Raw genomic sequence first — 13,881 nt, 5'->3', positions numbered from 1 at the left:
GCCTGTTTCCATGGACCGTATTCTTTCCATCATTCCGCAGGCAAGGAACAGCGTTGACAGCGTCCGGCTGGATCATGACCTGCGTAACCGTCGGCGCATGGTTTACACCACGCAGAGTGGGCGCAGCATCCTGCTCGACATGCCGCGACCCGTGCATCTGCGGGACGGCGACGGGCTGGCGCTGGACAGTGGCGAGGTCGTCCGCGTGGAAGCCGCGCCCGAACCGCTGATTGAGATCACCGCGCCCGACATGCCGCTGCTGCTGCGCTTGGCTTGGCATCTGGGTAATCGCCACCTGCCGACGCAGTTGCTGGGCGACAGGGTGCGTATCCGCCATGACCATGTGATCGCGGAGATGATCGAGGGGCTGGGCGGCCGCTGCGAGCCTGTGCTGGCCCCGTTCGATCCTGAAGGCGGCGCTTATGAGGGTGGCGGTCGCCATGGGCACCATCATCAGCACGATGAGGAAGAGGATCATCATCACACACATGGCCATGGGCGCCATGAGCATGCCCATGGATGAAGGCGCGCTGTTCGACCTGATGAGCTGGATGTCGCCAGCCTGGCCGATCGGCGCCTTCGCTCATTCAGGTGGGCTGGAATGGGCGGTGGAGGCGGGGTTCGTGACCGATCGCGCCAGCACGACCGATTGGGTCACCGATCTCATCGCCCACGGATCGGCGCATAATGACATGGTGCTGTTCGTCCACGCCTGGCGCGCCGCGCAAACAGATGACCGCGAACGGCTGATGGAGATTGCCGACGTGGGCGCGGCTAGCCAGACCGGCCATGAGCGTCGGCTCGAAGCGACTGCGCAGGGGGCCGCCTTCCGCCGGATCGCGCTCGACGCGACACGGGCCTCCGCTTTCGATCGGCTGATCGAGGGGATCGATTACGACGATCTTGTCTATCCGGTCGCTGCGGCGGCACTGTTTGCCTGTCATGGCATCGCATTGAGGCCCGCCGCGACAGCCTATCTGCATGGGCTGGTGGCCAATCTGGTGTCTGCCGCCCAGCGGCTCGTCCCGCTGGGGCAGACCGACGGCCAGCGCGTGATGTTGGCCTTGCGGCCCGCGATCATCGCGGCTGCGGCGCAGGCCGCAGACCTGCCCGATGGAGACCCTTTCCTGTCCATGGGTTCGGCCTGCTTGATGGCGGAGCTGGGCTGCATGGCGCATGAAACCCAATATACAAGGTTGTTCAGGACATGAGCTTACTATCCCATTCCAGTCCCACCCATCCTGGCCCTCTGCGCGTTGGCATCGGCGGCCCGGTCGGTTCCGGCAAGACCGCGCTGATGGACGCGCTGTGCAAATATTTCCGCGACCATTACGACATTGCGGCGATCACCAACGACATCTACACCAAGGAAGATGCCGAATTCCTGACCCGCGCAGGTTCGCTCATGCCCGAACGCATATTGGGCGTGGAGACAGGCGGCTGCCCGCACACCGCCATCCGTGAGGACGCATCGATCAACCTCGCCGCAGTAGGACAGCTGGAACGGCGCTTTCCAGCCCTCGACCTAATCCTGATAGAAAGCGGCGGCGACAATCTGGCAGCGACGTTCAGCCCAGAACTGGCCGATATCACCATCTATGTCATCGACGTGTCCGCGGGCGACAAGATCCCGCGCAAGGGCGGCCCCGGCATCACCCGGTCGGACCTGCTGGTCATCAACAAGATCGATCTTGCCCCGCTTGTCGGCGCAAGTCTGGACGTGATGGACCGCGACGCGAAGAAGATGCGGGGTGAGCGCCCCTTCGTCTTCGCCAATGTACGGGCGGGACAAAGTGTGGCGGACGTAGCGAATTTCATTATCAGGACCGGTGGACTCGAAAGGAAGGAACGATGACGATCAGGAATATCATGGGCCGCGTGATCGTCGCAGCGGCCGCTGTCGCTCTTCCGGCTGCGGCATGGGCCCATCCGGGCCATGGCGAGCAGAGTTCGGACTTTTTCGCCGGCTTGCAGCACCCGCTGACCGGCTTCGATCATATGGCCGCGATGCTGATGGTGGGGCTATGGGCAGGTATCGCTCTGCCTCGGCGGACCTGGGCGCCACCGCTAGCGTTCGTCGCCTGCATGCTGGCGGGCTTTGGCTGGGGCGTGGCGGGCGGCGCGCTGCCCCTGGCGGAGGGCATGATCGCGACGTCGCTTGTCGTGCTGGGCCTGGCCGTCTGCTTCGCCGTCCGGGCGCCGCTGACCATCGCCCTGACCATAGTCGGGCTGTTCGCTTTCGCTCATGGCCATGCCCATGGCGCGGAATTGCCGCATGAGGCAGTCGCCTGGCGGTTCGCGGCGGGTTTCGCGCTGATGACCGCGCTGCTGCACGGCGCGGGGCTCGCCATTGCCCGCGTCGCCAATCGTTCGGCCAGCCGTTTCGCGGGTGTGCTGGGTGCGGCAGGTGGCGTACTGCTGCTGGCGACAAGCTGACCCATGGCGAGCGGCGGCGTTACCGACCTTCCGGGCCGCATCGTTGCCAAGCGGCAGCGCGTGGTCGGAACCCGCCGCATCTATAACCAGTGGGTCAACAACCAGACACTGGAAGATTATGCGCTGCGCTATACCGCCCGGAAAGCGCGGCGCTGGTCGCCCTTCTGGGTCGCAAATACGGCCCTCGGCTCCATCGCCTTCCTCGCTTGCGAAGCGATCGGCGCGACCGTCACGGCCGCCTATGGCTTTCACAGCACCCTGCTGGCCCTGCTGACGGCGGGCGTCATCTTCCTCATCTCCGGCCTGCCCGTCTGCTATTATGGCGCGCGCTACAATGTCGACATGGACCTGCTGACGCGGGGATCGGGTTTCGGCTATCTCGGCTCGACCATCACATCGGCTGTCTATGCCTCCTTCACCTTCATCCTGTTCGCGCTGGAGGCGGTGATCCTTTCGGCGGCGCTCAAACTGTGCTTCGGCATCCCGCTGCCCATCGCTCATCTGATCAGCGCCCTCATCGTCATTCCCATTTCGGCTTATGGCTTCGCGCGGATCAGCACATGGCAGAACTGGACGCAGCCGATCTGGCTGATCCTGCAATGCGCGCCGCTGCTCTATTTCTTCAGCAAGGGACAGGAGGGGCTGGCGCTGTGGACCGGCTATGCGGGGACTTCGCCTGCGCCATCGTCGCTGCGGTTCGGCCTTGCCCTTGCCGTCTTCCTCTCATTGCTGCCCCAGATCGGTGAGCAGGTGGACTATCTGCGCTTCCTGCCGGACATGGAGAAAGTGGGTAAGAAGCGTTGGTGGACAGCGCTGCTGCTGACCGGGCCAGGATGGATCGTGCCCGGCGCGATCAAGATATTGTTCGGCTCGTTCCTGGCGGTCATCGCTTTGGGCGCTGGCATGGGCGTGGGCGACGCCAGCAACCCGACGATGCTCTATTATATGAGCTTTGGTGCGCTGCTGCATTCGCCCATGGCTGCGTTGATGCTGACGGGACTGTTCGTCGCCATTTGCCAAATCAAGATCAATGTGACCAACGCCTATGCGGGGTCGATCGCGTCCTCCAATTTCTTCTCCCGCCTGACGCACCGCCACCCCGGCCGTGCGGTGTGGCTGGTGTTCAACGTGCTGATTGCACTGATGCTGATGCAGGGCGGCATCCAGAATGTGGTGGAGCGGGTGCTGGCGCTTTACAGCAATTTCGCAGTCGCCTGGTTCGGTGCAGTCATCGCCGACCTGATGGTCAGCAAGCCGCTCGGCCTCTCGCCTAAAGGCATAGAGTTTCGCCGCGCCTATCTGCACGACATCAATCCGGTGGGCGTGGGCGCGATGGTGCTGTCGCTGCTCCTCTCCACCGCAAGCTTCAGCGGCCTGCTGGGCGAAGATGCCCGCGCCGTGTCGCCCATCATCGGCCTCGCCACCGCCTTCATCGCCGCGCCACTGCTCGCCTGGGCGACGCGGGGGCGCTATTATCTGGCGCGCCCGGTGGACATCTTCACACCGGACGAACATCGCTGCGTCCTGTGCGAAAACGGCTTCGAACCCTCCGACATGGCTCGCTGTCCGGTCTATCAGGGCGATATCTGCTCCCTCTGCTGCACGCTGGAGGCGCGCTGCCATGACGCCTGCAAGCCGCCGCAAAGCTGGACGGCGCAGTTGGCGCAGGCCGTGCGGCGGATCATGCCATTGTCGCTGACCGATGCCGTCTGCCTACGCATCGTCCGTTTTCTGGGGGCCTATGGGCTGGCGGCGGCGATCATTTCGGTCGTGCTGGCTGTCACCTACTATCAATCCGTGGGGCAGGGCAGCGACGGTCCCACCGTGGCCCGTATCCTTTGGACGGTGTTGGGCGGACTACTGATCGTGGGCATTTTCCCGACCTGGTATCTGGTCCTAAGCCGCGAAAGTCAGCGCGCGGCCGAAGATGAATCCGATCGGCAGACTAGCATGTTGGTGGACGAGATAGAGGCGCACGCCCGCACCGACGCCGAACTGCAACGCGCCAAGGAAGCTGCCGACGCCGCTAATCTCGCCAAGAGCCGCTTCATCGTCGGCATCAGCCACGAAATCCGCACGCCGCTCAATACCATTTCCGGCTACGCCCAGCTGCTGGACAAGGACCCGGCGCATCTGGCCGACGCCGTTCGCGTGATTTGCCGCAGCGCCACTCATTTGACTGATCTGACCGACGGGCTGGTCGACGTATCACGGATCGAGAACGGGTCGGTCCGCATTCAGCGCGCACCTGTCAACCTGCACGACCTGTTGGAACAATTGGGCGACATGTTCCGGCTCCAGGCTGCAGCGCGTGGCATTCAATTTTCCCACAGCCGCGCGCCGCATCTTCCCCAATGGGTCTATTCCGACGAAAAGCGTCTGCGGCAGATATTGATCAACCTCATTTCCAACGCCATCAAATATACGCCACAGGGATCGGCGTCGCTCGCCGTCCACTGGCGCAATCCGGTGGCGGAGTTCGAGATCAAGGATACAGGCGTGGGCATCTCCGCCGACGATCTGAAGCGCATCTTCGAGCCGTTCGAACGGATCAACACGGTTCGGGGACAGCCGGGCGTCGGTCTGGGCCTCACGATCACGCGGCTGCTGGCCGACATTATGGGCGGACAGGTGACGGTTGAGAGTCAGCCCGGCGCCGGCAGTATCTTCCGCGTGAAAATGTTCTTTTCCGAAGCGCCCGGCACCGACCGAAAGGCTGGGGGCACGGTTGCCCTGCAAGGGGGAGGGGGCATGCCGCGCACCATCCTGGTGGCCGATGACGATCCTGCCCATCTCGATCTGGTGCGCGGGATATTGTCGCCCTTGGGTTGCAGGCTGATCTTCGCGCATGACGGCGCGGAATGCCTGCGCCTCTATCGCGAGCATCGGCCGGACCTGATCCTGCTGGACATCGCCATGCCGCAGATGAACGGTTGGGAAGTGGCGCGTGCGATCCGTGGGCAGGAGCAGGACGAGGAGGTGAGCATCCTCATGGTGTCGGCCAATGTTCATGACTTTCAGCGCCCGCGCCAGATCGACGACCCGCATGACGACTATCTGCTCAAGCCCTATGATGTGGAGGAGATGCGGGAACGGGTGCTAACCCTGCTCGGACCGGCTGCCGCGATGGACGGGATGCAACCGTCATGACCGCAACGATCCTTATCGTCGATGACGATCCCGACAGCCGCGAAATGCTTCGCCGCATGGTGGAAGGCGCAGGCTGGCATGCCATACTGGCCGCGTCAGGGGAGGAGGCACTGGCGCTGGCGGAAAGCGCCGATCTGATCCTGATGGACGCGGTGATGCCCGGCATGGGAGGGTTCGACAGTTGCCGCCGGCTGAAGAGCGAACCTGCGACCGCACATCTGCCGGTGATCTTCATGACCGGGCTTACAGAGGCTGCCGATGTCCTGCGCGGTCTGGAAGCGGGCGGCGTCGATTATGTGACCAAGCCGCTGGTGCTGGAAATATTGGTGGCTCGCATCAACGTCCATCTTGGCAATGCCCGTCTGGCGCGCCGGGCGTTGTCGGCGCTCGACCATGCAAGCGGACGCATAATCGTGGTGGATGAAACGGGCGGGATCAAATGGGCCACCGACCAGACCCGGCAGTTGCTCGAGGAGTTGGGGCCGGCCGTCACGGCGCAAGTGGAAAACGCGGTCCGGAGCCTCAACGCCCGGACCACGCCCGGCCAGCGTTCGACCATCATTCCGATTGAAGGGGGCAAGCTGACCGTCACCGCACGAGGCGAAAATGGATCGGGCGAAGCCATGTTCCACTTGTCCCGCACGATTGAAGATAGCGAAATATTGGATCTTCAGGATGCTTTCGGCCTCACACGGCGCGAGGCGGAGGTTCTATTGTGGATATCCCGAGGTAAATCCAACCGGGATGCCAGCGAAATTCTCAATATCAGCGCGCGCACAGTGAACAAGCATCTGGAACAGATATTCGTAAAGATGGGCGTCGAAAATCGGGCTTCGGCTACTTATGCGGCTACCAGGGTCGTGCTGGAATCTTTTGAAAACCGATGAAGGCGCGATGCCAGAATGTCGGAGCGCGGGCGGAGCCATTCCAGCCTAAAAGTCGATCACGGCAGCGAAGTCATCTTAATTGACAAGCGCATGGTTCGGAACAGAGAACCTTGGAGCGCAAGCTAAGCAAACGCCTAATTCTGACCTTGGGTGGAAAAGACGTTGACGTGGAAGCAAGCGGACCGATCGGCCCTAATGTGGCCCGTAGAAGGGCAACTGGGGCCATGTTCCTGCCGGTTAGAGAAGTCACTATCTGTCCCCGATAGAAATGACACCTCTGAGGACAGCAGGGGCTGCGTTGAGCCCTCGGGATAGCGCAGCGCAGACCCTGCTGGAAGCGTGACGTCGAGCGGAGGGGCATGGACCCGCTGCGCAGGCAGCGGGCTCGGTCAGAGCCAGTCAAACAGTCTCAGCGGGCCTTCACAAACTCGAGCGTGCCGCGTGCCCGCAACTCGGCCTGGCTGAGCCGGGGACCGCGCTTGAGCTTGGGACCGCCCAACCGGCGTCCATCGATCTTTACGGGCGCCGGCGCCTCCGGCTCGGGGAACAGATGCGCGGCCTGGTCTTTGCGGGCAGGGGCATAGTTGTTCCGCTGCCGGTGATGCGGCGTGATCGCTTGGATCTGCTTTGCCAGGACCAGTGCCGCGTCCAGATGTTTGTTGTCGACAATGGCCGGTTGATTGATCCGGGGCATCTTGTCGAAGAGGCTGTAGGGAAGGGAGCGCCCATCGTGGCGTATCTCGACCGTGCCATCAGGGTATTCACAAACATCTACGCGCTTGCGCGCCAGTGCCTTGCTGATCGGATTCGGCTCCAGGAGGAACAGCACCTTGTTATAGTGTAATGTCAGCGCCGCTGTAACCGTCCGTTGTTCGCACCAGACCATGACGGAATGCAAATCATCCCGCGGTGCCAATGGGCGGTGCAGATCACGACTGCTTGCTGCCGGGCGAGCAAAGCGCGCATTGTGCCCAACCATGTAGCTCGGCAGAAAGACGTTCGCTTCTGCGATCGACGAGATACCTTCCAGGCGCATCGCTTTGACCAATCGATCTTGCAACGTGCCGTTCGCCCGCTCGACCCGGCCCTTGGCCTGCGGCGAGTTGGCGCAGATAATCTCGATGTTCAGCGCATCGAGCGCGCGCCCGAAATGCGTCATGCCATCGCCCTTGGCGGTCGCCTTGGCGTTGCGAAAAACCGTGTGCTTGTCGGAATAAAAGGCCACCGGCTTGCCGTGCTGATCGATATATTCGCGCGTCGCTTCCATGTAGGAAAAGGTGCTTTCGCTCTCGACCATCTTGAGATGCATCAGTTCGCTGGTCGCGTCGTCAATGTAGACAAGCAGCGTGCAACGCGGACCGCGATCCTCGAACCATTCGTGATCAGAACCGTCGATCTGAATCAACTCGCCACGGCACTCCCGCCGATGGCGGGGCTGATAGGGGCGAGAACGACGCGCGGCGCGATCCAGCCAGATACCCGCCTCGATCATCATCTGCCGCAGCGTCTCGCAGCCCACCGCAATGTCGTGACGCTCCGCCAGATATTCTCGGGCCAGGGTCGGCCCGAAATCCGCATAATGCTCGCGGACCAGCGATAGGATCTGTTCGCGAAAGGCATCGCTGTGACGCCGGTTGCTCGTCCGACCACGCTTGCGCGACACCAGGCCTGAAGCGCCTTCGGCGCGCAGACGCTCAAGCAACCGGAAAATCTGCCTGCGCTTCAATCCCAGCAGCGTTGCCGCATCCTCAACCCGAAGCGCGCCGCGCTCCACGCGCATCAATGTGTCAAATCGCGAAATCTCGCCATGGCTCATCGCCACCACCGTCATAAGCGCGTCCTCCCGAACTGCCAGGAGGACCATGCCACCGAGCTCTGCTAAGGACGCCTCAGAGTGTCATTTCTATTCAGCAGAGGGGTGTCATTTCTATCCGGCGCTTACAGGCCAAAAGATCGATAATAATCATTATGTTAATAGCAGTACCGTCACTGTCCATGTCCAGTGTGTCCACCACCAGGGGGACGGGCTTGCGGTGAGACGGATCTTTCAACAGTATCCGCCACCGTGTCCACTGCGTCTTCACCGTCGCCTTGTCAGGCCGCGCGCATCGAGATGCCCGATGGTCGCCGGTCGTGGACGGTGCTGGACCATTGTGGCGAAATCGTTGAGTGCTGTCGCCGCTGGATCGTTCATCTCGAGCAGACCCATGCTTCGCCCAACACCATTCGGGCCTACGTCCGCCATGTCGTGGAGTTCGCGAATTTCCTGAGTGCGAACGACGCCGGGTTCCACCAGGCTACGGTACCGCTTTATGATAGCTTTCTGGCTTGGCGGCTCGCCACGCGAAAAGACGCCTTGCCGAGTCCCCGGTTGGTCGTGCTGCGCAAGCAAGAAACCAGGGCTTTGGCCCCTGCGACGCGCAACCAGATCCAGCTTGCGATTAAATCATTCTACCGCTTCTTCAATGGTACCGACGACTTCGCGGTCGATACGGCCGAATTTGCCAAGGCCTACGACGGTCATCGCGTCTATAAGCCTTTCCTGGAGCACATCAGCCAGCGCCGCACGACGCGACGCAAGGACCGTTACCTGTCCGGCGATCCCGGGCGCGTTCAGCAGAAGGTGCTCAAGAAACGGCTGACACCGACCGAGGTGCTGAGGCTGATCGAGGGCTGCAACCTGGTTCGTGACGCGTTCCTGATCGTGCTGCTTTACAATACGGGCCTGCGGATCGGCGAAGCATTGGGCCTGCACCATATTGATATCGATCTGCTGGAAAAGGTCATCTGGGTCATTCCACGCGAGGACAACGCCAATGGCGCCCGCGCGAAATCCGGTCGGACACGCGGTGTCCCGGTGCATAACTATGTGCTCAACATGTACGTCGATTATCTCACCAGCGACGAATATCTTCCGGCCTTTGAGTCGGGCAGCGAATATGTCTTCGCCAATGTCAGGGCCGGTGCCATCGGACATGCCATGAGCCTGTCCTACGCCCAGAAGCTCAAGGACTTGCTGGAGCAACGCACGCATATCAACTTTAGCTGGCACATGTTCCGCCACAGCCATGCCTCCGAAGCCATCGCGGCGGGATACAGTCTGATCGAGGTCGCGGATCGCCTGGGGCATGCAAGCCCGCAGACGACAGCGGCCTTCTACCAGCACCTGTTCGCCTCGGAGATCCGCGGGCTTTATCTCAACGGACCAGAGCAAGTGCATGAAAGGCTTGAGAAACTCCGTGAGGCCGAGCTGCTTGGAAAGGATCTGCGATGGTCATGAAACCGTTGGCGGTGGTGGGCGGAACGCCGCACGAAACCGAGCGCTACCACAACTGGCTCGGCGCCAGGCTCGCGGAAACATCCCCCCTTCTCGTCGCCAATCCCGTCTGGTCCAAAAGCCTGATGACCGAAGTGTTCGGCCATCCCTGGCTCAGCCTGACATATGAACGCATGTCGCTCGACGCCCAAGTTCCGGTGCTGACCAATGAGATCAAAACTTATCTGGTGGCCTCGGTGCTCGATGATCGCAAGGCCGATGCCCATTGGTTCCAGCGCCGGATCCCGGTGATCAGATATCTGGTCGAGGAAGGCGCCAGCCTGCTTCAGCGCTTTGACGCGGCTTGTCTTGCTGATATCGCTCATCCAGACTTCGCCCCCGCAGCTGACGGAGCCGGATCTCGATGTCATAACGAGGAAGTCCTGGCCCTTTATGCCGCGTGGTATGGTGAGCGGCATCAGCGCCGTAGGCAGAGCCAGACACGCCATTGGATTCGCGACGGAGAAATCGTAACCAGCCACTATCGGGCACCGGAAGTGCAACTGTTCGGCGAGATCCATCGTTTTGCGGTCGTAAACCGCGCGCAAATGGCAGCCCTGACCGAACGCGACATCATCCTGCTCAACGATCTATACAGCGAGGAAGACACGCGCTTCCGTGACCGGCAGCGCCGGAGCGACAGCTATCTGAACTTCCTATGCTTCGAGCCGTGGTTGCGGCCGTTGATGCGGGCGTTCCTGCTCGACAAGGTCGCCCATGGCGAACTCGGCCCGGGCACTGTCGTAAAAATGCTGTCGCGATTACGGGTGTTCGCTCGGTTCCTGCGTGAAGCGCGTATTGCGGATGCCAAGCAAATCAATGACCTGACGATGGAGCGCTATCTGGCATGGGGCAATGCTCACGATGCTAAGGGCAAGAACTGGTACACCGACATCGTCCAACTCATGCGCGCAGCGCCGGTTCTGCTACCTGGGCAATGGCCGCGGATCGCGCTCGACAAGCGGGCTGCATGGCGGATCCATTACAAACAGGCTCCGGACGATCCCCGTAACCGGCTCTATGCTTCACGCGAAGGCGCCAATCGGGCGGCGCCCCCGGAAGCATTGGCGGCGATGATGACAAAGTTGGATGAACTGCCCGTACCGATCCCCGCCATCTTCACGATCGGGTTGACGACCGGCGCTCGCGCTGAGGATCTGCACGCCCTGCTCTTCGACTGCTTGCAGCCCGATCCGCACGATAGCCGGTTCATGATCTTCACCTTCTGGCAGAACAAGGTCAGCCGCTGGAATAGCAAGCCCTTGCTGGTGACCGATCCCGCGCATCAAACGATGATCAAGCTGATCGAAGCCCAGCGGGATCATGTTAGGCAGCGCTATGGCCGTGCCACGAAATATCTGTTCCCCGTCTTCTACGGCAAGCGGGAAACGTTCCTTGGTTATCACTGGACGTTGCAGGAACTGAAAAAGCTGTGCCTCACGCACCACATCGTCGATGGCGAAGGCAGGCCGTTCGACTTCTCCTGGCATCCGCTGCGTCACCACAGGGGGACGCAAATGGCGGCCGAGGGCCATGATATCCTGAGCATCATGTTCGAGCTGGGCCATGCTTCGCCCGACATGGCATCAATGTACGTCAACAAGCGCTTGGATCTTAAGAAGAATGCCCTGCTCCGCAAGGGCGGCGGCCAGTTCTTCACGATCGAAGGCAAGGTTGATGAAACAGTCGGTGAACTGCTGCTGCGCAAGGAAACCATGATGGCTACAAGGGTCTCTGGTGGCGCCTGTACCCTACCCGGCCAGCTCGGCGAATGGTGCGAGCATGCCCATGCCTGTCTGACATGCCGGTTCTTCCGCGCCGACGGTGATGATATCGACCACTTCCGCTGCGAACGAGCCGGGCTCTACGTCGCTATCGAGGGCCTCGAACAGGAAGCCCGTAATTACGAGGAAAACGGCCAGGCCCGCATGGCCGACATCACCCGCAAGCGACTCCAACGCAACAAGGACGTAGTCCAAAACACCGACACCATCATCCGTTCCATTGAGGAGCGCGGCCTCTATAAGGGCGAAAATCAGCGCTACAAACCTGCCGCTGCTCGGGAGGAAGCGCTGCCATGATCACAGAACCTGATCGACGGATCGCGACCCTCGACAATGCCAGGAGCCGGCGCAGCGCCGAAAAGCGCGCCGCAGTGGAGGATGCCATCATGCGCTTGCGCGACAGCAAGCAGGCGGTGACGTTCGTCTCGGTGGCCCGGGAGGCCAAGGTCAGTCGGCAATATCTTTACAACAACTTCTGCGATGAAATCGGTGAGGAGCGCACGGAAACCAGGTCGGAAACCGAGGTCATCAATGGCAAGAAGGTGCCCTTGCGCACGCCTGAGGAATATCGCCACATCGAAGCTGCTCTGCGCAACAAAATCGAGCGTCTGGAAGCTGATCTGAGGGTTGCTCGCGCTGAAAAAGCGAAAGCCGATCGGACCGCCGAACGCGAGCGCGGCAAGGCCGAACACTGGCGCCAGCTCTATACCGCTGCCCTCGCGAGGGCGTCGCCGGGGCAAGTTCCGGTACCCCTACCCTCAACTGATGAATGAAATGGCGCGCCATCGGTCGGGTTACGATCAAGGGAGTGGGAAGTGCGCCGCCTTCGGCGACTTACACTTCCCACTCCCTTGATCGTCCGAATTATCAGGGAAACACAATGGACAGCCGTTTTGCCACAACAAGCTGATTTTACAGGATAAGACACCAGTTGGTGTGGATATATGTTAAACTACCTCACTTATGAGAAAGGGCGCCACCGCAAGCAGCAACGCCCTTTCTAACTCAATAGCTCAGACGATCCCCGCGCCCAGACCTACGGCCTTCCGCTCCTGAGCCTTGCGTTCACGCCACAGGCTGGCACGATAGGTCGCCAGTACGTCGATCGCGCCACCGGCTTCGGCGCGCGCCTTCGCGATGATCGGCGCGACATCGACATTATAGGCGCGACGCAGCGCCTGGAACGCCATCATCGTGTCATTGCCTTCCTGCGCGGCATGCAGCGCTTCGCGATCGACCAGCAGCGCTTTGGTGAAGCATGCGGTGATCGTCTCGGCCGACGACAGCATGGACTCGATCGGATCGGTCACATTGTGCGACTGGTCGATCATGTAGCTGGGGTTGAACCCGTCACGCGGATGAAGCTCCGCCTCGACCAGTTCATTGAAGACCAGGAACAGCTGGTGCGGGTTGATCGAACCGCTGTCCAGATCGTCGTCGCCATATTTGCTGTCGTTGAAATGGAAGCCGCCGAGCTTGCCGAAGCGATGCAGGCGCGCCACGATCTGCTCGATATTGACGTTCGGCGCGTGATGGCCAAGGTCGACCAGGCACTTCGCCTTGGGGCCCAGTTCCTGTGCCGCCAGGATCGACGAACCCCAATCCGAAATGACCGTCGAATAGAAGGCGGGTTCGAACATCTTATGTTCCAGCAGCATCCGCCAATCATCGGGCAGCGCCGCATAGACTTGGGCGGCCGCTTCCAGATAGCGATCCAGGCTGCGGGCAAAGTCCTGCTGGCCCGGGAAGTTGGTGCCGTCGCCGACCCACACCGTCAGGTCGGTCGAACCCAGCTGGCGACCGATCTCGATGCACTCGATATTATGCTCGACCGCCTGCTGGCGGGTCGCCTCGACCGTCGAGGACAGTGAACCGGTCGCATAGGTCTGCGCTTGTCCCGGCTGATCCTGGAAGGTGTTGGAATTGACCGCGTCGAAACCTAGACCGAGGCTCTGAGCTTCCTCCCGCAAGCCCTTGTAATCGCTCACCTTGTCCCAGGGGAAATGCGGCGACACGCGCGGCGTCACGCGGCTCAGCTGGTTGATGACGGCGCAATCTTCCAGCTTCTCATGGATGTTGGTCGGCTCGCCCGCGATCGGGAATTTTGCGAAACGCGTACCGCCCCGCCCTGCGCCCCAGCTGGGCACGGCGACGGAAAAGCCCGCGACGCGGTCCTTTATCGCGTCGATGTCGATGCCGGTGCGCGACAGCTTGCGGCCGAGCGCGGCATAATCTTCTTCCAGCGCTTGCGCATCGCGGGCGTTGGCTTCCGCGATCAGTTCCGCGGAAATGGGCAGGTTGCTCATGA

At 61.5% G+C, this 13,881-nt stretch carries 11 protein-coding genes; 9 read left to right on the top strand and 2 right to left on the bottom strand.

Annotated features, from left to right (window positions below):
- Positions 1–10: 10 nt before the first annotated feature.
- The 6 genes from ureE to ACZ5Y5_RS14830 are packed head-to-tail and all read left to right on the top strand — an operon-like array spanning position 11 to position 6,473.
- Entirely contained in the window at positions 11–523 is a 513-nt protein-coding gene (ureE, locus tag ACZ5Y5_RS14855; protein ID WP_464811274.1) for an urease accessory protein UreE, read from the top strand.
- Entirely contained in the window at positions 504–1,211 is a 708-nt protein-coding gene (locus tag ACZ5Y5_RS14850) for an urease accessory protein UreF (protein ID WP_464811273.1), read from the top strand. The genes ureE and ACZ5Y5_RS14850 overlap by 20 nt, the downstream gene beginning before the upstream one ends.
- Positions 1,208–1,855 (top strand): urease accessory protein UreG, encoded by a 648-nt coding sequence (gene ureG, locus ACZ5Y5_RS14845; protein WP_464811272.1) that lies wholly within the window; start codon positions 1,208–1,210, stop codon positions 1,853–1,855. The genes ACZ5Y5_RS14850 and ureG overlap by 4 nt, the downstream gene beginning before the upstream one ends.
- Positions 1,852–2,436: a HupE/UreJ family protein gene (locus tag ACZ5Y5_RS14840; RefSeq protein WP_464811271.1), complete on the top strand. Its 585-nt coding sequence runs from the start codon at positions 1,852–1,854 to the stop codon at positions 2,434–2,436. The genes ureG and ACZ5Y5_RS14840 overlap by 4 nt, the downstream gene beginning before the upstream one ends.
- Positions 2,437–2,439: 3 nt before the next feature.
- On the top strand, positions 2,440–5,586 hold the full coding sequence (locus ACZ5Y5_RS14835; protein WP_464811270.1) for a hybrid sensor histidine kinase/response regulator: 3,147 nt from the start codon (positions 2,440–2,442) through the stop codon (positions 5,584–5,586).
- Positions 5,583–6,473 (top strand): response regulator, encoded by an 891-nt coding sequence (locus tag ACZ5Y5_RS14830; RefSeq protein ID WP_464811269.1) that lies wholly within the window; start codon positions 5,583–5,585, stop codon positions 6,471–6,473. Before ACZ5Y5_RS14835 ends, ACZ5Y5_RS14830 begins: the two co-directional genes overlap by 4 nt.
- A 409-nt stretch (positions 6,474–6,882) precedes the next feature.
- On the opposite strand, the gene ACZ5Y5_RS14825 is transcribed toward ACZ5Y5_RS14830, so the two are convergent.
- The gene (locus ACZ5Y5_RS14825; RefSeq protein ID WP_464810466.1) at positions 6,883–8,304 is read right to left on the bottom strand and encodes an ISNCY family transposase; all 1,422 of its coding nucleotides are present in this window, start codon (positions 8,302–8,304) and stop codon (positions 6,883–6,885) included.
- 282 nt (positions 8,305–8,586) lie between these two features.
- Between ACZ5Y5_RS14825 and ACZ5Y5_RS14820 the strand changes: the two genes are divergently transcribed.
- The 3 genes from ACZ5Y5_RS14820 to ACZ5Y5_RS14810 all read left to right on the top strand — a co-directional run bounded on the left by ACZ5Y5_RS14820 (position 8,587) and on the right by ACZ5Y5_RS14810 (position 12,346).
- Positions 8,587–9,753 carry a tyrosine-type recombinase/integrase gene (locus ACZ5Y5_RS14820; protein ID WP_464811268.1) on the top strand — a complete coding sequence of 389 codons (1,167 nt, stop codon included), beginning with the start codon at positions 8,587–8,589 and terminating at the stop codon, positions 9,751–9,753.
- A 170-nt stretch (positions 9,754–9,923) separates the two neighbouring features.
- On the top strand, positions 9,924–11,870 hold the full coding sequence (locus tag ACZ5Y5_RS14815; RefSeq protein WP_464811267.1) for a tyrosine-type recombinase/integrase: 1,947 nt from the start codon (positions 9,924–9,926) through the stop codon (positions 11,868–11,870).
- An 89-nt stretch (positions 11,871–11,959) separates the two neighbouring features.
- Positions 11,960–12,346: a hypothetical protein gene (locus ACZ5Y5_RS14810; protein WP_464811266.1), complete on the top strand. Its 387-nt coding sequence runs from the start codon at positions 11,960–11,962 to the stop codon at positions 12,344–12,346.
- Between the two features lie 240 nt (positions 12,347–12,586).
- Here the strand turns inward: ACZ5Y5_RS14810 and rhaI are convergent, their stop codons facing one another.
- Complete coding sequence (gene rhaI, locus ACZ5Y5_RS14805) at positions 12,587–13,879, bottom strand: L-rhamnose catabolism isomerase (RefSeq protein ID WP_464811265.1); 1,293 nt, start codon at positions 13,877–13,879, stop codon at positions 12,587–12,589.
- Between the last annotated feature and the right edge of the window lie 2 nt (positions 13,880–13,881).

The organism is Sphingobium sp. TomTYG65 (assembly GCF_055395525.1).
Note: the sequence above shows the minus strand (reverse complement) of the source record. Positions and strands in the feature narration are given on the sequence as shown.